17 protein-coding genes are annotated in these 21249 nt (G+C 65.4%); 8 read left to right on the forward strand and 9 right to left on the reverse strand.

The annotated features are described in order from the left end of the window. Nucleotides 1-287 precede the first annotated feature (287 nt). Complete coding sequence (locus AB7008_RS42885) at nucleotides 288-1406, forward strand: ring-opening amidohydrolase (protein WP_304491460.1); 1119 nt, start codon at nucleotides 288-290, stop codon at nucleotides 1404-1406. 111 nt (nucleotides 1407-1517) lie between these two features. Continuing rightward, entirely contained in the window at nucleotides 1518-2987 is a 1470-nt protein-coding gene (locus tag AB7008_RS42890; protein ID WP_041953928.1) for an amidase, read from the forward strand. 15 nt (nucleotides 2988-3002) lie between these two features. Here the strand turns inward: AB7008_RS42890 and AB7008_RS42895 are convergent, their stop codons facing one another. Both AB7008_RS42895 and AB7008_RS42900 read right to left on the reverse strand, forming a co-directional pair. Continuing rightward, nucleotides 3003-4217: an LON peptidase substrate-binding domain-containing protein gene (locus AB7008_RS42895; protein ID WP_304491461.1), complete on the reverse strand. Its 1215-nt coding sequence runs from the start codon at nucleotides 4215-4217 to the stop codon at nucleotides 3003-3005. Nucleotides 4218-4401: 184 nt separating this feature from the next. After that, on the reverse strand, nucleotides 4402-4719 hold the full coding sequence (locus AB7008_RS42900) for a hypothetical protein (RefSeq protein ID WP_264621510.1): 318 nt from the start codon (nucleotides 4717-4719) through the stop codon (nucleotides 4402-4404). Between the two features lie 161 nt (nucleotides 4720-4880). Here AB7008_RS42900 and AB7008_RS42905 point away from each other — a divergent pair, with 161 nt between their 5' ends. Both AB7008_RS42905 and AB7008_RS42910 read left to right on the forward strand, forming a co-directional pair. Then, the gene (locus AB7008_RS42905; RefSeq protein WP_304491462.1) at nucleotides 4881-5789 is read left to right on the forward strand and encodes a PaaI family thioesterase; all 909 of its coding nucleotides are present in this window, start codon (nucleotides 4881-4883) and stop codon (nucleotides 5787-5789) included. 68 nt (nucleotides 5790-5857) lie between these two features. Continuing rightward, entirely contained in the window at nucleotides 5858-6223 is a 366-nt protein-coding gene (locus AB7008_RS42910; RefSeq protein ID WP_028159473.1) for a hypothetical protein, read from the forward strand. Here AB7008_RS42910 and poxB read toward each other — a convergent pair. The 3 genes from poxB to AB7008_RS42925 are packed head-to-tail and all read right to left on the reverse strand — an operon-like array spanning nucleotide 6220 to nucleotide 9596. After that, nucleotides 6220-7956 (reverse strand): ubiquinone-dependent pyruvate dehydrogenase, encoded by a 1737-nt coding sequence (gene poxB / locus AB7008_RS42915; protein ID WP_441260805.1) that lies wholly within the window; start codon nucleotides 7954-7956, stop codon nucleotides 6220-6222. The genes AB7008_RS42910 and poxB overlap by 4 nt on opposite strands. A 58-nt stretch (nucleotides 7957-8014) precedes the next feature. Continuing rightward, nucleotides 8015-8668 (reverse strand): 2-dehydro-3-deoxy-6-phosphogalactonate aldolase, encoded by a 654-nt coding sequence (locus AB7008_RS42920; RefSeq protein WP_441260806.1) that lies wholly within the window; start codon nucleotides 8666-8668, stop codon nucleotides 8015-8017. Nucleotides 8669-8681: 13 nt separating this feature from the next. Further along, on the reverse strand, nucleotides 8682-9596 hold the full coding sequence (locus tag AB7008_RS42925; RefSeq protein ID WP_441260807.1) for a 2-dehydro-3-deoxygalactonokinase: 915 nt from the start codon (nucleotides 9594-9596) through the stop codon (nucleotides 8682-8684). Nucleotides 9597-9836: 240 nt separating this feature from the next. Here AB7008_RS42925 and AB7008_RS42930 point away from each other — a divergent pair, with 240 nt between their 5' ends. Then, a complete protein-coding gene (locus tag AB7008_RS42930; protein WP_028151542.1) occupies nucleotides 9837-10934 on the forward strand; it encodes an LLM class flavin-dependent oxidoreductase in 1098 nt (365 codons plus the stop codon). 57 nt (nucleotides 10935-10991) lie between these two features. Then, entirely contained in the window at nucleotides 10992-11546 is a 555-nt protein-coding gene (locus AB7008_RS42935) for a flavin reductase family protein (RefSeq protein WP_441260808.1), read from the forward strand. Between the two features lie 247 nt (nucleotides 11547-11793). On the opposite strand, the gene AB7008_RS42940 is transcribed toward AB7008_RS42935, so the two are convergent. The 3 genes from AB7008_RS42940 to AB7008_RS42950 form a co-directional block, all read right to left on the reverse strand. Continuing rightward, on the reverse strand, nucleotides 11794-13650 hold the full coding sequence (locus AB7008_RS42940; RefSeq protein ID WP_441260809.1) for a sigma-54-dependent Fis family transcriptional regulator: 1857 nt from the start codon (nucleotides 13648-13650) through the stop codon (nucleotides 11794-11796). A 235-nt stretch (nucleotides 13651-13885) separates the two neighbouring features. Next, on the reverse strand, nucleotides 13886-17188 hold the full coding sequence (locus AB7008_RS42945) for a carboxyl transferase domain-containing protein (RefSeq protein WP_441260810.1): 3303 nt from the start codon (nucleotides 17186-17188) through the stop codon (nucleotides 13886-13888). Nucleotides 17189-17380: 192 nt separating this feature from the next. Further along, a complete protein-coding gene (locus AB7008_RS42950; protein WP_441260811.1) occupies nucleotides 17381-19063 on the reverse strand; it encodes a methyl-accepting chemotaxis protein in 1683 nt (560 codons plus the stop codon). A gap of 299 nt (nucleotides 19064-19362) precedes the next feature. Between AB7008_RS42950 and AB7008_RS42955 the strand changes: the two genes are divergently transcribed. Both AB7008_RS42955 and AB7008_RS42960 read left to right on the forward strand, forming a co-directional pair. Then, nucleotides 19363-19863: a hypothetical protein gene (locus AB7008_RS42955; protein ID WP_248879997.1), complete on the forward strand. Its 501-nt coding sequence runs from the start codon at nucleotides 19363-19365 to the stop codon at nucleotides 19861-19863. An 11-nt stretch (nucleotides 19864-19874) separates the two neighbouring features. Further along, complete coding sequence (locus tag AB7008_RS42960) at nucleotides 19875-20348, forward strand: hypothetical protein (protein WP_441260812.1); 474 nt, start codon at nucleotides 19875-19877, stop codon at nucleotides 20346-20348. A gap of 141 nt (nucleotides 20349-20489) precedes the next feature. Here AB7008_RS42960 and AB7008_RS42965 read toward each other — a convergent pair whose 3' ends face one another. Continuing rightward, on the reverse strand, nucleotides 20490-21089 hold the full coding sequence (locus AB7008_RS42965) for a TetR/AcrR family transcriptional regulator (RefSeq protein WP_441260813.1): 600 nt from the start codon (nucleotides 21087-21089) through the stop codon (nucleotides 20490-20492). Nucleotides 21090-21249: the final 160 nt, after the last annotated feature.

Below are 21249 nucleotides of genomic sequence, written 5' to 3' on the forward strand. Positions count from 1 at the left end.
GACGCCGCTTATGGACCAACCGAGGTTGATTCATCAAGGTGCGGCGCGCAACCGTCGACAGAGGATTTTTTTGTTGAACCGATGCGATCTCGCCACATTCGTGGGGATGCCGGCTGCTTCTCTCTTGCGTCGCGGGAAACCAAAAATGGCGGGTCCGTCGCCCTTCGAGGCTCGCTTCGCTCGCACCTCAGGGTGACGGTGGGGGGACATCGCGTGCACCTTGACATGCGCCTCCGTTCCACGGCTGGTTGACCCGCCGGACCACCGAACTCCACACGAGGACTGCAATGCGGACAGCATCGGTCGGCGTCTTCAAGGTCGCCACCACCGGCCCCGGCGACGTTTCCGGCCTCATGGCCATGATCGGCTCCGGCGCGATCGACCCGACAACGATTTTGGCCATCCTCGGCAAGACCGAGGGCAATGGCGGCGTCAACGATTTCACCCGGGAATATGCCGTTGCTGCGTTGTGCACGGCGCTGGCGCCAGAACTCGGCCTTTCGCCAGAGGCAGTCGAGCAGCGGATCGCCTTCGTGATGTCGGGTGGCACCGAAGGCGTGCTCAGCCCGCACATCACGGTGTTCACGCGGCGCGAGGCTGAGCGCCCGGCAGGCATGTCCGGCAAGCGCTTGAGCATCGGCATGGCGCACACCCGGGACTTCCTCCCGGAAGAGATCGGCCGCTCGGCACAGATCATGGAAACGGCCAGGGCGGTCACTGCCGCGATGGCGGATGCCGGCATCATCGATCCCGCCGACGTCCATTTCGTGCAGATCAAATGCCCGCTGCTCACCAGCGACCGCATCGAAGCAGCAAACGCGCGCGGCAACAAGACGGCCACGACCAGCGCCTACAGCTCGATGGCCTATTCGCGCGGCGCCTCCGCGCTTGGGGTCGCGGTCGCGCTCGGCGAGATCGATTCCGACGTTCGCGACGACGACGTGCTGCGGCGCTACGATCTGTTCTCGTCGGTTGCGTCCACCTCGTCAGGGATCGAACTGATGCACAATGTCATCATCGTGCTCGGCAACTCGGCGTCTTCAGCGAGCGAGTTCGAGATCGGCCACGCCGTGATGAACGATGCCATCGATGCCCCGGCGGTGGTGTCGGCGTTGAACAGCGTCGGGCTTGGTGTTGGCCTTGGCGTCGCGCCGCTAGCCACCGAGGGCCGCGAGTTCGTCAACATCTTCGCCAAGGCCGAGGCCTCGCCTGATGGCAGCGTGCGCGGCTTCCGCCACACTATGCTGGAAGACACCGACATCAGCTCGACGCGCCACGCCCGCGCAGCCGTCGGCGGCCTGATTGCCGGCCTCGCCGGCACCGGCGCGGTCTACGTCTCCGGCGGTGCCGAGCATCAGGGGCCTGCGGGCGGCGGCCCGGTTGCGGTGATCGCGCGGCTGTCTTAATGACGCTGTGACCTCTCCGCCCGGCGCAACCCTGCCCTTCGCGCCGGCTCAGTTGATTCACGCGGGCCCTTGCGAAAAAGGTGGCGCCGCTATCAAGGGGATTTTGACTTCATGACTTTGCCGATGAGCTGGAATGAATGGGCGCAGCACGATGGCGTTGGCCTCGCGGCGCGCGTCCGCAAGGGCGAACTGACGGCGAAGGAACTGGCGCGCCAGGCCGCCGCGGGCGTGGCCAAGGTCAATCCGACACTATCCGGCGTGGTCGAGCTGTTCGAGGACGTAATCGCCGATCCGGCCAAGGACGGCGCCAATCTCGCCGGCCCGTTCGCCGGCCTGCCCTTCCTGATGAAAGACCTCGGACCGACCATGAAGGGCCGGCTGCAGGAGATGGGCTCGCTGCTGATGCGCGGCAATCGCGCCGCGGCCGATACGTTCCTCACCGGTAAATTCCGCCAGGCAGGCCTCAACCTGATCGGACGCACGACGACGCCGGAATTCGGCGTGTGCAGCTCGGCCGACAATCCCGCCGTCTACGTGACGCGCAATCCCTGGAATACCGACTACACCACCTGCGGTTCGTCCGCCGGGAGCGCGGCGATGGTCGCGGCCGGCGTCGTCCCGATCGCGCATGCGACCGACGGCGGCGGCTCGATCCGCATTCCCGCCGGCGTCAACGGCAATATCGGTTTGAAAGTGTCGCGCGGCGTGTTCTCGCTGGCACCGCACATGTCCGACCTCACCGGCCTCGTCTCGATCCAGGGCTGCCAGTCGCGCTCCGTGCGCGACACCGCTGCCTTCGTCGATCACGCGCGCGGGCCTGCGCCCGGCGAGTTCATGCCGTTCTGGACCACGGCGCAGCCCTATTCCGAGATGATCAAGCGCGACCCGTCAAAGCTTCGCATCGCGCTATCGCACACCTGGGGCGACTACACCGCAACGCCGGAGATCGCCGCCGAGCTGGAGAAGACCGGCCGCTTCCTCGAAGGCCTCGGCCATCACGTCGAATACGCGCTGCCCGAGCTAGACTTCCGCGCCGCGTTCGCGGCGCAGACCACCTGCTATATCAGCAATTTTGCCGTGGTGATCTCCAACATGCTCGCCGCGCGCGGGCTGGAAAAGCCACCGGAAGATCTGATCGAGCCCATGAACATCAGGATCTGGGAAGCCGGTCGGCACACGAGCTTCGCCGAGCGGGCGAAGATGCAAGGCGTGTTCAACACGACCTCGCGCGGCTTCGGCGCGTTCTTCGAGCAGTGGGACGTGATCCTGACGCCGATCACCGCGTTGCCGACGCCGAAGGTCGGCACCAGGGAATATCTCACCATCTCCGACAACCCTGACGTCCTCGACTGGTTCGGCAATCTCTGGCGCTTCTTCGCCTTCACGCCGCTCGCCAATCTCTGCGGCATGCCGGCGATCTCGATGCCGATGGCAGAGCAAGACCACGGCCTGCCGCTCGGCATCCAGGCCATCGCCAAGCAAGCCAATGACGGCCTGCTGCTGCAACTCGCCGCCCAGATCGAGCGCGCGCTCGACGGCAAGTGGAACCGCGGCAAGAAGCCGAAGGTGCATGTGGGCTAGGATTGGCGATGCGTCCTAGCCGAGGCCTCGCACGATCGCTTTGTCAGCACGCCCGCGCGAAACACCATGCTCTGCGAGCAGACCCGCCGCGGGACTTCGTGTTTCTGCAAACAAGGCAACAAGCGCGTTGACGCCGGTGACTTCGGGATATCCAACCTCCTGGGCAAGGAACGCGGCGCGCTGATCGACGCGCTTAAACGCCGCTGTGGGCTCGGCACTTCCGGTCTCGATCACCCTGTGCTTGAGTTCGTTGTCGAGATATTGCACGAGGCTTTGCGTCAGCTTGCCGAGATCGGCGTCGCAGGCGCGCATGACGACGGACGCGTTCGCATCCTCGGTCAAAGCAAGTAGCAGATGCTCAAGCGTCGCGTATTGATGGCGGCGCCGGTCAGCATGATCAAGCGCCCGCCGTTTCGTGGCCGCGTAGTCTGCCGAGACCGGCCGTTGCGACAGGTCGAGTAGCGCCTCGATGCGCTCGAGCCGTGTTGTGGGATCGAGCGTTGCCAATAACTCGTACTTGTCTTTGATAGGCAACTTCATCCGCGTCGCGACCGTGTCGGCAATCTGTCCGGCATCCCGGGTTTGATCGAAGAACAGCCAGATGTCCGGCACGAGAATTCCGTGCGCCGCCGTGTAATCCTGAAAGCGCTGATAGATTCTTCGGATCAGATCCCGCGCATCGCGGGCCACTCCCTCGCCGACTTCAGCGACCTCGGCCTGATAGGCGGCCGACTCGGCAGCGAAGCTGCGTAGCGCGACACGCCGGAGACCTCGCGTCAACACCCTGAGCGTGCCATCACGGAGCGTTTCGAGCTCGAGCAGCTGAGCCAGGATGCCGATCTCATAGACATCCGAAAATCGGGGATCATCAACGGCCGCCTCCCGCTGGATCACCACCACGACCTCCCGTCCACCTTCGAACGCCTGGTTCAAGGCGTGCATCGTTTTCTCCCGTCCCACAAACATCGGATAGGTCGCGTTCGGAAACGGAACGAGATCGCGCAGCGGAATGGCTGGATAAAGCGCCGTCGTCGCCTTGAGCCGCGCAGCCGGCGCGATGGGGTCACGCCGCTCGGCGTGAAGCAGCGCCGACAACGTATTCCAGTCGGCAACGCCGAGCATCCTCGACACAAGTTCGAGGCTCTCGCTATGACTGATGGTGACGGCTTTGGTGGTCAGGGATTCGCGCAGGGTCTGCGCCATAGCCTTGGCATCGCGAAAATCGCGCATCGGTTCGTCCTCTGCATGAGCGATCCAGATGTATCAGGCGGTTGCGTTGCTGACCCGGACGCTCGGGCAAAGGGGAGACCGACGAGGGCTCGATACGTTCACCATTCCACAGAGGGTGCAACCGGCAGGTCGTATCAACCTGCGCGGAAGGTGGCGCAAAGACCGGAGGCTGTCAATTGCGATCTCAGTTCTTCACGGTCGGGATCACCTCCGCCGGCTGCTGCTGGCCCTGCCTGTACATCGCCAGCGCCTTGTCGAGCGCTTCGCGCAGCGCTAGCGCTGCGGCCACGCTGCAACGCAAGTGCGCGGTCTGGACCACGTCGACCCTGACGGCGGCACCGACCGGCATCAGCAGGTTCGCGGCGAGCTCGATCTGGATCGCGCCGTTGTGGTGTCCGAAGCAGGATGCGCCGTCGAAATAGATGATCGGTGCCCGTTCCGAGCTGGAGCTCGAAATGGTCACGGGCCCCTGATTGGCGGAGGGTGTTTCGGGGTCGGCCATGGGCACTCCTTGGGGCTAGTCAGCGGACGAAGCGCCCACCATCGTTGCTTCGGCACGCCGTGTCGAGGCCAAACCGACCCAGGCAGACCTGACTGCAGACCTGCCTGATGAGGCCCTTTCGGGATTTTGCGCGGCACCCGACACTGGTCTAGAACGTCGTCATGTCCACTTCAGCCACCACACTTCCGTTCCAGGAACTCGCCGAGGCGATCAAGGGCCGCCGTTCCGACTACGGCCATATCAGCGGGCTCCAGCTCGACCGCTTCGCCCCCGCCGAGGCCTGGTCCAGCCTGCCCTATCGTCCGGTCTTCGTCGGCGACACCGAGACCGGCGTGCTGCATGGCGGCGTCGTCACCGCGATGCTGGACGAGAGCTGCGGCATGGCCGTGCAACTTGCGCTCGACGGCACGCGCGCGATCGCAACCCTGGATCTGCGCATCGATTATCAGAAACCGGCAACGCCGGGCCTCGACATCAAGGCGCATTCGGTCTGCTACCGCACCACGCGCTCGATCGCCTTCGTGCGCTCCACCGCCTATCAGGATTCCGAGGACGATCCGGTCGCAACCGCGACCGCCTGCTTCATGATCGGCGCCAACCGCACCAACATGCTCGCGGACCGCAGGATGGATTCGCGCAGCATCCCGACGCTGGAGGCGCCCGACGATCCGGACGGCCCGTTCGCCAATAGCCCGTTCGCGCGATGCCTCGGCATTCGCGTCAATGACGACGGCACGCTGACGATGCCGTTCTCGCCGCAGATCATCGGCAACCCGATCCTGCCCGCGATCCATGGCGGCATGACCGGTGCCTTCCTCGAGACCTCCGCGATCCTCGGCGTGAGGCGCGAGCTCGGTATCGCCGCGCTGCCCAAGCCGATCGGGCTCACCGTCAACTATCTGCGTTCCGGACGTGCCCTCGATACCGTCGCCAATGTCTCGATCGTGAAACAGGGCCGGCGCATCGTCGCCTTCGAGGCGCGGGCCTGGCAGGACGATGCGAGCAAGCCGATCGCCACCGCTTTCGGCCATTTCATGCTGCGGCCAACGCCCGGAAGTGACGAGGAATAGGCGTATTTTCCCTTGACGACCGGAGTTCCGGCCACAACGATAGCGCGTTTCCTGCGAGAGGTATTGGGTTGCGGCATCCGCTCGACATCATCGCCATGTTCGCCGCGCTCTGGCTGCTGGCGTCGATGGTGCTCGACGCGCTGACGCCGAAGGAGCTGACCGCGGTGATGATCGGCATCGCGATCGGGCCCGCCATCGTCATCACCGCCGTGTTCTATTATTTGCGCTGCCCGCGCACCGATTTCGCGGTGATGTTCGCAGCGCTCTGGCTGATCTCCGATATCGCCATTGCGTTCATGTCGCCGACGCAGCTGCCGTATTTTCTGATCGCACTCGGCTTCGTGCCGGCCCTGCTGATCGGCATCGTGCTGCACTGGCAGCGCTTCCAGCACCGCCACGAGCGCCTGCCCGCCCCTTCGGTGAAGCGCGGCTAGCGCGGTAGCAGATTTGTTTTAGCGAGATCCAGCACCTCGTCTCCGCGCCCGTTCATCACCGCGCGCAGCACCCAGAGGCTGAAGCCCTTGATCTGCTCGGGCGTGATGGTCGGCGGCATCGACAGCTCCTGCTTCGCCGTGACGACATCGAGCAGCGCGGGTCCGTCATGGGCCAGCATCTCCTTCACTGCCCCCGGAAGCTCGCCGGGGTCCTCGACGCGTTTGGCGAAAATGCCCATGGCGCGCGCCATCGCTGCGAAATCGGGATTCTCGAGATCGACATTGGTGTCGACGAACCCGGCCGCCTTCATCTCCAGCGCAACGAAGCCAAGCACGCCGTTGTTGAAGACCACGACCTTCACCGGCAGCTTCATCTGGGTCAGCGTGATCAGGTCACCCATCAGCATGGTGAAGCCACCGTCGCCCGACAGCGAGACGATCTGGCGGCCGGGCTGGGCGGCCTGCGCGCCGATCGCCTGCGGCATCGCGTTGGCCATCGAGCCGTGCACGAACGAGCCGATCAGCCGGCGGCGGCCATTCATGTCGAGATAGCGCGCGGCCCAAACCGTGGGCGTGCCGACATCGGCGGTGAAGACGGCGTCGTCGGAGGCATGGTCGCTGATGACTTTTGCCAGATATTGCGGATGGATCGGCTTGCTGCCCGGTGTCCCCTTCGCAAGCGAGTCGAGCCCTTCGCGCGCCTTCTTGTAGTGCGCGATGGCGTCGTCGAGATGCCTCCGCTGCGTCTTGGTCTTGAGCAGCGGCAGCAGCGCCTCGATGGTCAGCTTGACGTCGCCGACAATGCCGAGATCGATCCTGCAGCGCCGTCCCAGATTTTCCGGGCGGATGTCGATCTGCGCGATCTGCGCATCGGTGGGGAAGAATTGCTTGTAGGGAAAATCAGTGCCGAGCATCACCAGCGCGTCGCAAGCGTGCATGGCGGCATAGCCCGAGGAGAAGCCGATGAAGCCGGTCATGCCGACGTCGTAGGGGTTATCGTACTCGACGTGCTCCTTGCCGCCGAGCGCATGCACGATCGGGCTCTTCAGCGCTTCGGCCAGCTGCATCAGCGGCGCATGCGCGCCGGCGCAGCCGCGGCCGCAGAACAGGGTGATGCGCTCGGCACCGTTCAGGAGGTCCGCGAGTGCCTTCAGCTCGTCGGCCTGCGGCACGACCTTCGGCGCCGACAGCGCAAGGCCGCGCGTCGTCGACAGCGCGCGCTTGGGCGGGCTGCGGAACGCGACGTCGCCGGGCATCGCGATAACCGCGACGCCACGCAGGCCTACGGCTGCGCGGATGGCGTTCTCGATCACGTAAGGCAGCTGGCTCGCATCCGACACCAGCTCGCAATAATGGCTGCACTCCCTGAACAGGTTTTGCGGATGGGTCTCCTGGAAATAACCACCGCCGATCTCGGCCGAAGGGATCTGTGCCGCGATCGCAAGCACGGGAACACGGCTGCGATGCGCATCGAACAGGCCGTTGATCAGGTGCAGATTGCCCGGGCCGCAGGAGCCCGCGCACACAGCGAGGCTTCCCGTCATCTCGGCTTCGCCGGCGGCGGCGAAGGCCGCGACCTCCTCGTGCCGGACATGGATCCATTCGATGGTGCCGCGGCGGCGCAGCGCCTCGGTGAGACCGTTCAGACTGTCGCCGACGATGCCGTAGATGCGCTTGACGCCGGCCTGCTCGAGCGTTGCCACGAACAGATCGGCAATGTTGTTGATCGCCATGTCGGTCTCCTGATCTCGCTGACGCGGCAGGATAGGATACAAATCCGCGACGCCGGGATCACGGCTTGTTTATTACCACGGAGTCTTTCGCAATCGCCCGATCGTAAGCCGTGATCGTCGCCTTCGCGCGGGCCGCGACATCGGCCGCATTCATGCCGGGCTTGTAGAGGCTGGAGCCGAGCCCGAACGCGGTCACGCCGCCCTTCATGTACTCGGCAAAATTCTGGTCGGAGACGCCGCCGACGGCGGCGATCATCACGCCCGCCGGCAGCACGGCGCGGATCGCGGCAATGCCGGACGCGCCGAGCACGCTGGCGGGAAAGAACTTCAGGCCCGATGCGCCGGAGCGCGCAGCGAGCAGCGCCTCGGTCGGCGAGAACACGCCCGGCAACGTCACCATGGCGTACTGATGTGCACGCGTGAGCACCTGCGTATCCACATTCGGCGAGACCATCAACTTGCCGCCGACATCGTTGAGACGATCGACATCTGCGGCGGTCAGCACCGTGCCAGCACCGATCAGAACGCCGGGCGGCGCGAGCTTCGCGGCAGTCGCGATCGAGCGGAACGGCTCCGGCGAATTCAGGGGGATCTCGATCGCGCTCATGCCGGCCTCGATCAGTACGCCGACGATCGCCTCGGTCTCCTCGGGCTTCACGCCGCGCAGGATCGCGACCAGCGGACGCTTCATCGGCGGAAAGGGAACGCTCATCTCAGGATTCCTCTCATTTCGTCCAGATCGCGGCAGCCGCCATCGACAGGCCGCGGCGAACGGCTTCATCGGCATCGATCGGCCGCACGGCGACCGACAGCGCATCGAAGGCGAGCCGGTACAGCGTCGCGAGCCGCCCCGAGGCAATCAGCGTGATGCCCGCGTTCGGCACCATGCCGGAGAGCCCTGCCGCCAGCTCGACGCCGATCAACGTGCCCGACAGCGTCTCGCGCGCGGCGGCCGGCGTGCCGCCGAACAGGAGCTGCCGCGACCGCGCCGTGAACAGAAGGTTGGCCGCGAAGGCCGGCGCTTCATACGCGGCTTTCACGGCCGCCTTGAAGCTCGCGACATCCTCGGCATCATCGGCACCGGCAACCGCGAGCGACAAGATCGTCTCGCGCGAGACCACGCTGAAGAGCTCGCCGGTCATGAAGGTGGAGAAGTGCGCGACCGTGCCGTCCTTCACGCGCACCCATTTCGAATGGGTGCCGGGCATGCAGATCAGCGCTTCGCCTGCGGCCTCGAGACCGAGTGCACCGAGCAGCTGCGTCTCCTCGCCGCGCATCACGTCCGGCGCCCTGATATCGCGCTGCGCGATGCCGGGCAGGATGCGAATATCGCGTGTCTCGCCTGGCACGAGCGCGGCCTGCTTCAGCACGGCAGAGAGCGGCGCAGGTGTGTCAACATAGCCGGCCTCGACCCAGCCGGTCTTGGCGCCGGCCATGCCGCAGACAAGCACCGGCAGCTGGCCCGGGGCCTCGACTGCCTTGAGATGCGACTGCAGCACACCGGCAAAGCCGGCCTTGGTCGCGGCCAGCATGCCCTCATCGCTGCGACGTTCAGCCAGCACCTGGCCGGCACGGTCGATCAGCCAGAGGCGGAAGCTACTGGTGCCCCAGTCCACCGCGACATAGGCGGGTTCGGTCATCTCAACGAGTATCCTTGGTCTCACGGCTAAGACGCCGTCTCGCGACAATGAGACGGACGCCAGCAAACCCGCCCCGGGATATCGGCTATTGCCGCCTCAAACCAGCGATTTTTCGCAGGTCTGAGGCGCTCGTCGCGCTGGCACACGGCTTGCGATGCGGTGGCACACCGCTTGCTAAAGCTGTCCTGTTCAAGTCCAGGAACGCGCAACAAGACGCGTCAACATCAGATGAGGAAACCCATGGAGATCGGCTATTTCACGATGCCTTCGCATCCGCCGGAGTGCGGCCTGAAGGAAGGAAACGACTGGGACCTGCAAGTCATGCGCTGGCTCGACGAGCTCGGCTATCAGGAGGCCTGGGTCGGCGAGCACCACACCGCGCCCTGGGAACCCAATCCCACGCCGGACCTTCTGATCGCACAGGCGCTGATGCAGACAAAGAATATCCGCATCGGGCCGGGCGGCTTCCTGCTGCCCTATCACCACCCGGCCGAGCTCGCCAACCGCGTCGCAATGCTCGACCATCTCTCCGAGGGTCGGCTCAATTTCGGTGTCGCAGCTTCGGGCCTGCCGAGCGACTGGGCGATGTTCAACGTCGACGGCATGAGCGGACAGAACCGCGACATGACCCGCGAGGCACTGGAGATCATCCTGAAGCTGTGGTCCGATCCCGCGCCCTTCACCTACAAGGGCAAGTTCTGGACCGTGACCAAGCCGGACACGATGTTCGATTTCCTCAAGCCCCACATCAAACCGCTCCAGGCCCCGCATCCGCCGATCGGCGTTGCCGGGCTCTCGAAGAACTCGGACACGCTGAAGCTCGCCGGCGAGCGCGGCTTCATTCCGATGAGCCTCAACCTCAACCCGGCCTATGTCGGCAGCCATTGGGACTCGGTCGAGATCGGCGCCGCCAAAACCGGACGCAAGCCGAACCGCGCGGACTGGCGCCTCGTGCGCGAGGTGTTCGTCGCCGACACCGACGAAGAGGCGTGGAAGCTCTCGACCGGTGACATGATGGGCCGGATGATGCACGAGTACTTCCTGCCCCTGCTCGGCCATTTCGGCTTCAAGGACTATCTGAAGCACGCGCCCGACGTGCCCGACAGCGACGTCACGGTCGAATATTGCGCCAAGCGGAACTGGATCGTCGGCTCGCCCGCAACCGTCGCCGAGAAGATCGAGAAGATCTACGACGAGGTCGGCGGCTTCGGCGTGCTGCTGGTGTTCGGCTTCGACTACAAGCACAAGCCGGAGGCCTGGCGTCATTCGCTCTCGCTGCTCAGCAAAGAGGTGATGCCGCGCCTGAAGCATCTCGGCTCCGCGAAGAAGGCCGCTTGACGCGCGGCGGGTGCGGCGCAATCGTGTCGCACCCGCCCCCGTTTCGGAGATTTCGGCGTGAGCGTCGACGCAAAGGATTTCAAACTTGCAATGCGCCAATGTGCCGGCGCGGTTGCACTGGTCACGGTTGGCGCCGAGCACGGCAAGCGCACCGGGCTGACGGTCACCTCCGCCTGCTCGCTGTCGGACAATCCGCCGTCCCTGATCGTCTGCGTCAACCGCAACGCCAGCGCGCATGCCCGCATCCGCGAGGAAGGCGCCTTCGCGATCAACTTTTTGCACGAGGATCACGCCGCGCTCGCGTTGACCTTCAGCGGCCAGAAGGGCGTCAACGGCGACGATCGCTTTGCGTTTGGACAGTGGACGCGCGGGGTGACAGGCGCGCCGGTGCTGACGGATGCGGTCGCCGCGTTCGACTGCGTGCTGGCGCAGGAATTCGAAACCAAGACGCATTCGATCTTCGTCGGCGAGGTGCGTGGCGTCTCGCATTCCGACGAGGTCGCGCCGCTGGTGTATCTGCGCAGCAGCTTCCACGTCCCGCGCGAAATGCGCGACACGGTGACAGTCGGCGATCTCGATTCGCGGCATCTGAGCTGGACGGATTTTTCGTAAGCTTCTCGCTTGCTGCTTTCCCTTCTCCCCTTGTGGGAGAAGGTGGCATAGGCGCCCTTCGGGCGCCGTTCTAAAGAGGACGCCGAAGCGAAGCTTCGGCTACGGCGCCGGATGAGGAGTATGTCTCCGCGAGCTCGAAAAGGAGTAATCGCGGAGGCAGACCCCTCACCCGTCTCGCCGCTGCGCGGCGAGCCACCCTCTCCCACAAGGGGAGAGGGAAAGAACCCTCGCCGCATGCGACTGGGCGCTACTGCGCCGTCTCGATCTTCAGCTGCTTGATTTTGCGATAGAGCGTCGCGCGGCTGAGCTTCAGCGTACGCGCCGCTTCCGTCACCCGCCCACCGTGCTTGTGCAACGCTTCGATGATCGTCGCGCGTTCGGCCGCGGCAAGGTCAGGCTCCGCGGCGCGGCCTCCGAACGGAGGCAGATCGAGATCGGCATCCATGATGACGCCGTCCTCCGCCGTGCAGCCGGCAAGCCGCAGCACGTGGCGGAGCTGGCGCATGTTGCCGGGATAGGGATAGGCCGAGAGCAACGCCCAGGCCTCGTCCGACAGGCGGCAATCCGGCGCCTCCTCGCGCGCGATCTGGCGGATGATATCGTCCCTATCGGCGCGCTCGCGCAGCGCCGGCAGTCGCACCTCCATGCCGCGCAGGCGGAAGTAGAGATCGGCGCGGAAGGCGCCCTCCTCCGCCATGCGGCCGAGGTCGCGATGGGTCGCGCTGATCAGGCGGATGTCGACCGGCACCGGCTTGAGCGCGCCGAGCGGCCAGACCTCGCGGTTTTCGAGCACGCGCAAGAGGCGGGTCTGGAGCGCGATCGGCATGTCGCCGATCTCGTCGAGAAACAGCGTGCCGCCGTCGGCTTGCACGATCAGACCCTTCGAGCCGTCGCGGCGCGCGCCGGTGAAGGCGCCGGCCTCGTAGCCGAACAACTCGGCGTCGATCAGGCTCTCCGGCATCGCCGCGCAGTTCAGCGCGACATAATGGTTGCGGGCGCGGTTGCTCGCCGCGTGAATGGCGCGCGCGAACACGTCCTTACCGACGCCGGTCTCGCCGTACAGCAGCACCGGCAGATTGTGGTCGCCGATGCTCCGCAGCCGTTTGACGCTTTTGATCAGGCCGGGATCGCGACCTGCGAGCCGATGCAGCGAATCGAAACGATCGACGGGAACGTCACGACGCGGAGTGGACGGCCTCGCCCGCAGCGGCGGCGCGACATGTCCCTGCCCGAGCACGCTGCCGTCGGCGCGGCGCAGCTCGACGACCTCGTCCGCACCACGCGCAGCATGGTGATCGAACCTGATATAGCGCGACAGATCGATGCCCGATGCGATCAAGCCGTCGGTGAGGCCCAGCAGCGCGCGCGCCGAGCGGCAGGCGCCGACGATGCGGCGATCGTCGTCATAGGCGAGCAGGCCGCTGCCGCCGTCGCCCGGCACGGTGGCGATCCAGGCGTTGCGGAAATGGCCGCGGAAGATCGCGCCCTCCATCCGCCGCGTCGCCTCCATCGTCACCGCGAGCGCAAGCTGATGCGCGGCGCGTTCGAGATCCTCGCGGCAGGAAGTGATGTTCACGGCACCGGCGAGCCGGCCGGCCTGATCGAACAACGGCGCCACGGCGCAGGAGAACATATGCCATTGCGCGCGAAAATGCTCGTCGCGATGCACCAGGATGGGCTTCTCTTCGGCAAGCGCAGTGCCGAGCCCGTTGGTTCCCTCGAAGGTCTCGGCGAAATTCGAGCCGGTGTAGATCTTCCAGTCCAGAAACATCTTGGCGTCGGCTTCGGCCGGCAGTCGGCTGAACAGCATGGTCGCGTTCACGTCAGCGAGATTGACGCAGTAGCCGGCGTCACGCAGCACGCGGGCGAGATCGTCGAGCTCGGGCGTTGCCAGCCGGATCGTCTCCTCCATGGGCTCGGCGACATGGCGAATCTCGGCTTCGGTGAGCGTCTGCGGCGGGCCCTGGCGGGCGGGGTCCAGCTTGTGGCTCACCAGGCAGCGCCGCCAGGAATTGGCGATGCGCGAAGAGGCATCGACGTCGGCCACGTGATTGGCGACGGACAAGACACGGGCGACATGGTTCGAGGCCGAAAGGCTGGCCATCGCGGACGTCTCCACCCTGTATTATTGTGCAAAGTCTGGCAGCACAGGCGGGGATGTCAATCGGGAACCGGGACGCAGTTGTAGGTCGCGATACCTCGGCGCGGTCATGGCCGGGCTTGTCCCGGCCATCCACGCATTGCCGCGCGTGCGAAAGAACGTGGATGCCCGGGACAAGGCCCGGGCATGACGTGTGGATGCAGATTGCCTCAAGCGACTCAGATTTGCTGCACCGCCCTCACCACGTATCGATGCACGGCCGCTTCTTCTCCGTCCTCGCGGGCGGCTTCGGCACCGAGCGCACGCCCGCCATGATCCAGCGCCGCGTGTCGGCGGGGTCGATGACGTTGTCGATTTCGAACACCGAGGCGATCGAGACCGCCTTGCCGTTGGCATAGAGTTCGGCGACCTTGTTCCGATAGTAGGTCTCGCGTTCCTCGGGATCGGCGATCGCCTCCATCTCCTTGCGGAAGCCGAGGCGGACATAGCCCTCCAGACCCATGCCGCCGAATTCGCCGGTCGGCCAGGCCGCGGTGAAGAACGAGGCGTGGAAGCCGCCGCCGATCATCGACTGCGCGCCGAGCCCATAACCCTTGCGCAGCACGATGCCGAACAGCGGCACGGTGAGGCTCGCGCCTGTCACGAACATGCGCGAGACGTGGCGCACGATCGCCGTCTTCTCGGCCTCCGGGCCGACCATGAAGCCGGGCGTATCGCAGAGCGATACGATCGGCAGGTCGAAGGCGTCGCAGAGCTGGAGGAAGCGCGCGGCCTTGTCGCCGGCGTCGGCATCGATGGCGCCGCCGAGATGGCGCGGATTATTGGCGATCAGGCCGAACGGCTTGCCCTCGATGCGGATCAGCGCGGTGATCATGCCGACGCCGTAGTCGCGGCGCAGCTCGAGCACGGAATCCTTGTCGGCGACGAGATCGATGACGCTGCGGATGTCGTAGACCCGCAGGCGGTTCTCCGGGATCGCACGACGGAGCAGGCGCTGGTCGGCCGCCTGCCACTCCGACACCGCGCCCTGGAAATAGGACAGGTATTTTTGTGCCACGCGTGTCGCCTCCTCCTCGTCCTCGACGAGGATGTCGATCACGCCGTTCGGTGACTGGAACGTAACAGGGCCGACCTCCGCCGGGTGATAGACGCCGAGACCGCCGCCTTCGATCATCGCCGGACCGCCCATGCCGATCGAAGCGTTCCTGGTGGCAATGATGACGTCGCAGCAGCCGAGCATCGCTGCGTTGCCGGCAAAGCAATAGCCGGAGACCACGCCGATGACCGGCACGAGGCCGGAGAGCTTTGCGAACTGGACGAACGACGGGCCGTCGAGGCCGGTCATGCCGAGCCGATCGGTGTCGCCGGGCCGGCCGCCGCCGCCTTCGGCATAGAACACCAGCGGCACGCGCCAGTCTTCCGCCAGCGTCAGCATGCGGTCGATCTTCTTGTGGTTCATGTGGCCCTGCGTGCCCGCAAGCACGGTGTAGTCATAGGCCACGACGATGCAGCGCGCGCCCTCAGGGCCGAACTTCTCGGCATTCACCGTCGCAACACCCATCACGAGGCCATCGGCCGGTGTGCTCTTGATGAGATCGTCGAGCTTGCGGCGGCGCCGCTGCGCGGCAATCGCAAGGCTGCCATATTCCATGAACGAGCCGTCGTCGACGAGCTGCGCGACGTTCTCGCGCGCGGTGCGCTGGTTGGTGTTGCGGCGGCGCTCGACCGAGGCCGGCCGGTTCGCATCGAGCGTATTGGCCTGGCGCGCGATAAGCTCGGCAAGATCGGGACGAATGTGGTCGAGATCGACATCGGCTTCCGCGGCCGACGCATCGGCCGCGACGTCGAGCGGCTCCAGATACATGATCGGTTCGCCATGCATCAGGGTAACGCCATCGCCGGCGACGAGCTTCATGACGCGGCCGCCCTGCTCGGCCATGACCAGATGCTCCATCTTCATGGACTCGATCACGGCGAGCTGCTGGCCCGGGCGCACGATCTCGTCTTCCTTCACCTGGATGGTGACGATGGTTCCCTGCAGGGGTGCTGCGACCATCACCGCGCCTTCGGGCACGATCTGCGCGACGTGCGTGTCCGCGCCATGGCCGCTTCGCTCGGTCGCGGCAAAATAGAGCGGCTTTGCCGCGCCATTGGCCGCCTCGACCAGCTTTGCGATGTTGCGATCGATGAAATCGGTCGCAATGCGATTGGTCCTGAAATCGGGATGTGCGAGCACGGCCTGGAGGAAGGCGATGTTGGTGACGACACCGTCGATCCTGAACTCGCGCAAGGCGCGCGAGGCTTTTGCCACAACGTCGTGCCAGGCTTCGCCCGGCGTATGCACGATGACCTTGGCCAGCAGGGAATCGAACGCCGCGCTGGTCTTGTAGCCGGCGTAACCAAAACTATCGACGCGGACGCCGGGCCCCGACGGCGGCTCGAACACGGCGAGCACGCCGCCGGTCGGATGTGTCGCCCCCAGCTCGTCCAGCGTCTCCATGTTGATGCGGAGCTGCATCGCATAGCCACGCGGCTTCGGGATCGAGCCCTGTGCCAGATCAAGGGCGGCCAATGTTGCGCCGGCGGCGACCGCGAGCTGGGCGCGGACGAGGTCGAGGCCGAGCACTTCCTCCGTCACGGTGTGCTCGACCTGAAGCCGCGGATTGGCCTCGATGAAGGCAAAGCCGTCCTCGGCCGTGCCGTCGACCAGGAACTCGAAGGTGCCGAGATTGTCGTAAGCCGCCGCGGTCGCGAGTTGCTTTGCAGCTTCGATGATGCGGCCGCGCAAGGCGTCGCTGAGCGACGGGCTCGGCGCCACCTCGATCAGCTTCTGGTGCCGCCGCTGGATGGTGCATTCGCGCTCCCAGAGATGGGAGATCGCGCCATGGCGATCGCCGATGATCTGCACCTCGATGTGGCGGGCCTGGCGGATCAGCCGCTCGGCATAGACACCGTCGAAGCCGAACGCCGCGCTGGCCTCGGATTGGCAGCGCGCATAAGCTTCCGCGAGATCGGCGGCATTCTCCACGACGCGCATGCCGCGGCCGCCGCCGCCGGCCATCGCCTTGATGACGATCGCCGCGCCCTTGCCGAGGGATTCGAAGAATGCCGTGATCTCCTCCAGCGACGAGGGCCCGCTGGTGCCGGCGATGATCGGCACGCCGCAACGCTTCGCCAGTTGCCGGGCCGCAACCTTGTCGCCGAACAGTTCAAGCGCGGCCGGCTTCGGCCCGACGAAGGCGATGCCTGCGTCAGCGCAGGCCTTGGCGAACGCGGCGTTCTCGCTGAGGAAGCCATAACCGGGATGCACGGCATCGCAGCCAGCGCTCTTCGCCGCCTTCACCACCGCTTCGATATCGAGATAGGCCCGTGCTCCGCGACCGGGAATTTCGACCGCCTCGTCGGCAACACGCACATGCAGCGAGAGTGCATCATCCGCGGAATGGATCGCGACCGTCGCGATGCCGGCGTCGGCCGCCGCACGCGCGATGCGAATGGCGATCTCGCCACGGTTGGCGATCAGGAGTTTCTTGAACGACATGCGGCGTCTCCATGCCCGCGAGCGAAGCGCGGATCGGCAGGTTCGATGGCCCTGCTTCGGCACTTTAACCGCGATCGTCAAGGGCGAGGAAGCGGACGCGATGACCGCTCCCGTCGGCCGGAATATCAGTTGTCCGCGCCCGCCGCGATGAGACGAATAATCCGCGCCACGGCAGATAGTATGAGCGCGATGTCAGGCGGCCCGCACGCCCGCAACGAAGGTGCTGACCTCGTTCTCCAGCGATTGCAGCTTCTGCGACAGCCGGCCGCTCGATTGCAGCACGAGGCCTGCGGCCTGGCCCGTTTCCGCCGTGGCGTCGGTGACGCCGGAGATGTTCTGCGAGACCTGGTCGGTGCCGGAAGCCGCTTCCTGCACGCTGTGAGCGATCGCCTGTGTCGCTGCGCCCTGCTCCTCGACCGCGGCCGCGATCGACGAGGAGATCTCGTTGACCTCCATGATGGTCTTGCGGATGCTCTCGATGTTGCCGACGACCTGGTTGGTCTCGGCCTGGATCGCGGCGATCTGCGCGCCAATCTCGTCGGTCGCCTTCGCGGTCTGACTCGCCAGCGATTTCACCTCGCTCGCGACCACGGCAAATCCCTTGCCGGCCTCGCCGGCGCGCGCCGCCTCGATGGTGGCGTTGAGCGCGAGCAGGTTGGTCTGCGAGGCAATCTGGTTGATGAGGTCGATGACCTCGCCGATCTTGTGCGCGGCGGCGGCCAGCCCCTGCACGGTGTCGTTGGTGCGCTGACCGTCGGCAGCCGCCTTGTCGGCCACGCTTGCAGCCTGCGCCACACGCTGGCTGATCTCGGTGATGGAGGATGACAGCTGACCGGCGGCGGACGCCACCGTCTGCACATTGCTCGACGCCTGCTGGCAGGCGGTCGCGACGAAGCTTGCGCGGTCGGTCGCCTTGTTCGCGGTCTCCGACATGCCTTGCGCGGCCTGCTGCATCGCGCGCGCCTCGGTGAAGACGTCGCGGACGACGGCCTGAACGCTCGCCTCGAACCTACCGGCGAGATCGGCCATCGTCTTGCGTTTCTCGTCGTCGGCCCTCTGCTTTGTCTCCTGCTGCTCGGCATGCAGGCGGCTCACCGCCGACGCATTGTCCTTGAACACGGCAAGCGCCTTGGCGAGCCCGCCGACCTCGTCGCTGCGGCCGGTGTAGGGCACCTCGAACGCGCTGTCGCCGGCGGCGAGCCGCTCGGTCAGCGCGGTGATGTTCGCGAGCGGCCGGGTCACGCTGCGGCCGATTACGAAGGAGCAGGCCAACACCAGGACCAGGACGGCCAGACAAATGTAGGCGAATGTCATCGCGTTCTGGCGGAAAACGGCGTCGACGTCGTCGAGATAAATGCCGGTGCCGATGATCCATCCCCAGGGCGCGAAGCCCTTCACATAGGAGATTTTTCCGACCGGCTGCTCGAAGCCCGGCTTCGGCCAGAGATAGCCGTAGAAGCCGGCGCCCTGCTTGTTGACGACGTCAACGAAGCCCATGAACAGCGCGTTGCCGGCAGGGTCCTTCATGCCGGAGAGATCCTTGCCGTCGAGCTCGGGCTTGATCGGGTGCATGACCATTTTGGGGGCCATGTCGTTGATCCAGAAATACTCGACCTTGTCATAACGCAGGTTCTTGATCGTTGCGATCGCGGCGGCCTGCGCCTGCTCGCGCGGCAGCTTCCCCTCGCTCTCGAGCTTCTGATAGTGCGCCAGGATGCCGTAGCCGACATCGACCATGTGCTGCGTCTTGGCCTGGCGGTCGGCGATCATCTGCGCGCGCAGGGTCGAGAGCGCGATCGGCGCTAGGGCGATCATGCCGAGAAGGCTGATGCCGACAATCAGGACCAGCTTGAAACTGATGCGGGAGAAAAACATCGGTGCTCGCAAGAATTGGAAGGGCTGATATGCGAGTTTATCCCGCACCCCTTAGCGAAGCTTTAAGCATTCGGGTTCCCCAAACCTCCGCAAAATTGCGTCGGTGGCCGCCGGCGCGCTGCGTGCGGCTTGGCAGGCTGGCGAGGCTTTGGCTGCATCCGGGATGCCCGGCTCTTTAGATCTAGAAGACCTCGATATTGGCGCTCCGAGCGTTGACTTGCGGTCGGCTCTGGCGGAACGATCGGCGCAGATCATCAGCGCCAGCTGTGGCGTGAGCTGCATGGAAGGCCAGAGGCTCAATGCATCAATCGACATATGGCAAGTCCCTCGACCTTCCCGCGCTGTGCGCGGCCGAACGGCTCTTCATCTGGGGATTTCGGGCCAAGGCGCGCAGCGGAAGCGCCGTTCCGACCGCGGCCGATATCCAGCAAGTGTACGACCACTTTCGCGTCGGCGACGCCGTGCCCTCGCTGGAATCCATCATCGAGATCTTCGCGTGCACGGCGCATACGGCCATCGAAGTTCATTGCCCGACCTGTCCGAAGATGTCCGACAGCGAGCACGGAATCTTGCGGGCGATCGCCGCGGCACAGCAGGATCGCATCGACGTCGCACGCGAGCAGTTCGAGAGCTGGTTGCCGCCGGTCGGCGCCGATTGGGCTCTCGCGCCCGTGCGGGGGCTTGCAACGATCTTCCGCATGGCTGGCCTCATCCTGCCCGACCGACACGTTCGGTCTTTCGACCATGATCGGACGATGGCGATGAAGAGCTGGCTGGTCGGAAGTCCCACGCTGCACTGACGGGATCGTTCATGCTCCACGATACGTGCGGTTCTGCGCCAGTCGAGACAGCCGGCCAGCCGCGGCTCTGTCCGCTCCAGGCCGCGCTTGCGGCGCGTCCCTGCGTCGAGAGCTATGATGAATTTTCCCGCGTCGCGCTGTCGCTGTTCCGATTCATCGGAGCAGCCTATGCGACCGGTGCCTCCGATTGCTGGGAAGCGGCCTATCGCTTCGCCGACGAGGCGCCGGGCATCGCCGACAGTCCGCTGCTGGTGGCGCGCGCAGCTGCGCTCGTCAGGATCCTGCGCAGCGGCCGGCCGTGCGAACTGTGCTTCATGCCACCCTCGTGCCGGCGCCTGTCGCAGGACGAGGCGGAATTGATGCGACTGCTGGCGGTCGCGCGCCGCAACCAGCCGGGCGAACTCGAATCCATCGTTGGCCAGTTCGTAGGGAATGAGAACGAGATCGCGACAACGCGGGCCGTCAACGCGCTTGCCTTGTGCTGACGCTTTGATGGGTTCTAGTCGCATCTCAAGCGACCTTGCGCTATCAACATCGCATGGAGACGCAGTGCTCGATGCCCTCCATAAAACCTCCAGGCGGCCCCAGAGATCACCACCGCTGGGGTCGTCGTTTTGCGGCCTGACCTAACCGCCCTTCTTGCCGAGCACGAGATCGATGGTGTGAGCCGCGATCTTGCGCAGCTGCGGCTCGTCGCCGAAGGCACGTTCGAGCACACCAAGGCCGCGCGTCACCGTGATGATGTGCAGCGCTGCGGCCGCAGGATTGCCATTGAACTCGCCGCGCTCTGCGCCCGCCGCCAACGCCTCTTGAACCAGCATGGTGATGCGCGAGATGAGGCCCGCAAAAGCCTGACGCGCGTCTTCGTCCAAGCCCTCCCCCTCGGCCGCGCCGAGCTCCATCAATCCGCGCGTGGTCGGACATCCCCGCGGCGGCGAGCCCGAGCGGAAGTTGGTGATGGTCAACTCGAAGAACGCGGTGAGGCGCTTTCGCAATGAGCCCGCGCCGAGCGCCTTTTGCAGGGCGAGGAGATAATCGCCCGCATAACGCTCATAGGCCTGGAGAAACAGCGCCTCCTTGCTGCCGAAGGCATTGTAGAGGCTGCCGCGCTGAACACCGGCATCGCGCGCGATGTCCGACAGCGACGTGCCGCGCACGCCCTTGCGCCAGAACTGGTCGAACGCGATGCGCAGGACGTCGTCGTGGTCGAACTCGCGCGGCCTCAAATCCTGCTCCTCCGCATGGCAAAGTATTTGACATGATGTCAAGAACGTGTTTTCTCGACATCGTGTCAAAAACTAATTGGGATTGACAGCCCGTTCCGTCAATGGGCCCGACGGCCGGCGCTTGCGTGCGCCCTGGCCGATCGGGCCCGCATGCCAAAAG

This window comes from Bradyrhizobium sp. 521_C7_N1_3 (genome assembly GCF_052075975.1).
Taxonomy (GTDB): domain Bacteria; phylum Pseudomonadota; class Alphaproteobacteria; order Rhizobiales; family Xanthobacteraceae; genus Bradyrhizobium; species Bradyrhizobium japonicum.

Bases quoted from the DNA above. Each gene is read 5' to 3' on its own strand.
- AB7008_RS42895 (WP_304491461.1), bottom strand. From the start codon at position 4,217: ATGCGCGATTTTCGCGATGCCAAGGCTATGGCGCAGACCCTGCGCGAA.
- AB7008_RS42890 (WP_041953928.1), top strand. From the start codon at position 1,518: ATGACTTTGCCGATGAGCTGGAATGAATGGGCGCAGCACGATGGCGTT.
- AB7008_RS42930 (WP_028151542.1), top strand. From the start codon at position 9,837: ATGGAGATCGGCTATTTCACGATGCCTTCGCATCCGCCGGAGTGCGGC.
- AB7008_RS42960 (WP_441260812.1), top strand. From the start codon at position 19,875: ATGCTCCACGATACGTGCGGTTCTGCGCCAGTCGAGACAGCCGGCCAG.
- AB7008_RS42940 (WP_441260809.1), bottom strand. From the start codon at position 13,650: ATGGCCAGCCTTTCGGCCTCGAACCATGTCGCCCGTGTCTTGTCCGTC.
- AB7008_RS42955 (WP_248879997.1), top strand. From the start codon at position 19,363: ATGCATCAATCGACATATGGCAAGTCCCTCGACCTTCCCGCGCTGTGC.
- AB7008_RS42900 (WP_264621510.1), bottom strand. From the start codon at position 4,719: ATGGCCGACCCCGAAACACCCTCCGCCAATCAGGGGCCCGTGACCATT.
- poxB (WP_441260805.1), bottom strand. From the start codon at position 7,956: ATGGCGATCAACAACATTGCCGATCTGTTCGTGGCAACGCTCGAGCAG.
- AB7008_RS42885 (WP_304491460.1), top strand. From the start codon at position 288: ATGCGGACAGCATCGGTCGGCGTCTTCAAGGTCGCCACCACCGGCCCC.
- AB7008_RS42950 (WP_441260811.1), bottom strand. From the start codon at position 19,063: ATGTTTTTCTCCCGCATCAGTTTCAAGCTGGTCCTGATTGTCGGCATC.
- AB7008_RS42920 (WP_441260806.1), bottom strand. From the start codon at position 8,668: ATGAGCGTTCCCTTTCCGCCGATGAAGCGTCCGCTGGTCGCGATCCTG.
- AB7008_RS42925 (WP_441260807.1), bottom strand. From the start codon at position 9,596: ATGACCGAACCCGCCTATGTCGCGGTGGACTGGGGCACCAGTAGCTTC.
- AB7008_RS42905 (WP_304491462.1), top strand. From the start codon at position 4,881: ATGTCCACTTCAGCCACCACACTTCCGTTCCAGGAACTCGCCGAGGCG.
- AB7008_RS42945 (WP_441260810.1), bottom strand. From the start codon at position 17,188: ATGTCGTTCAAGAAACTCCTGATCGCCAACCGTGGCGAGATCGCCATT.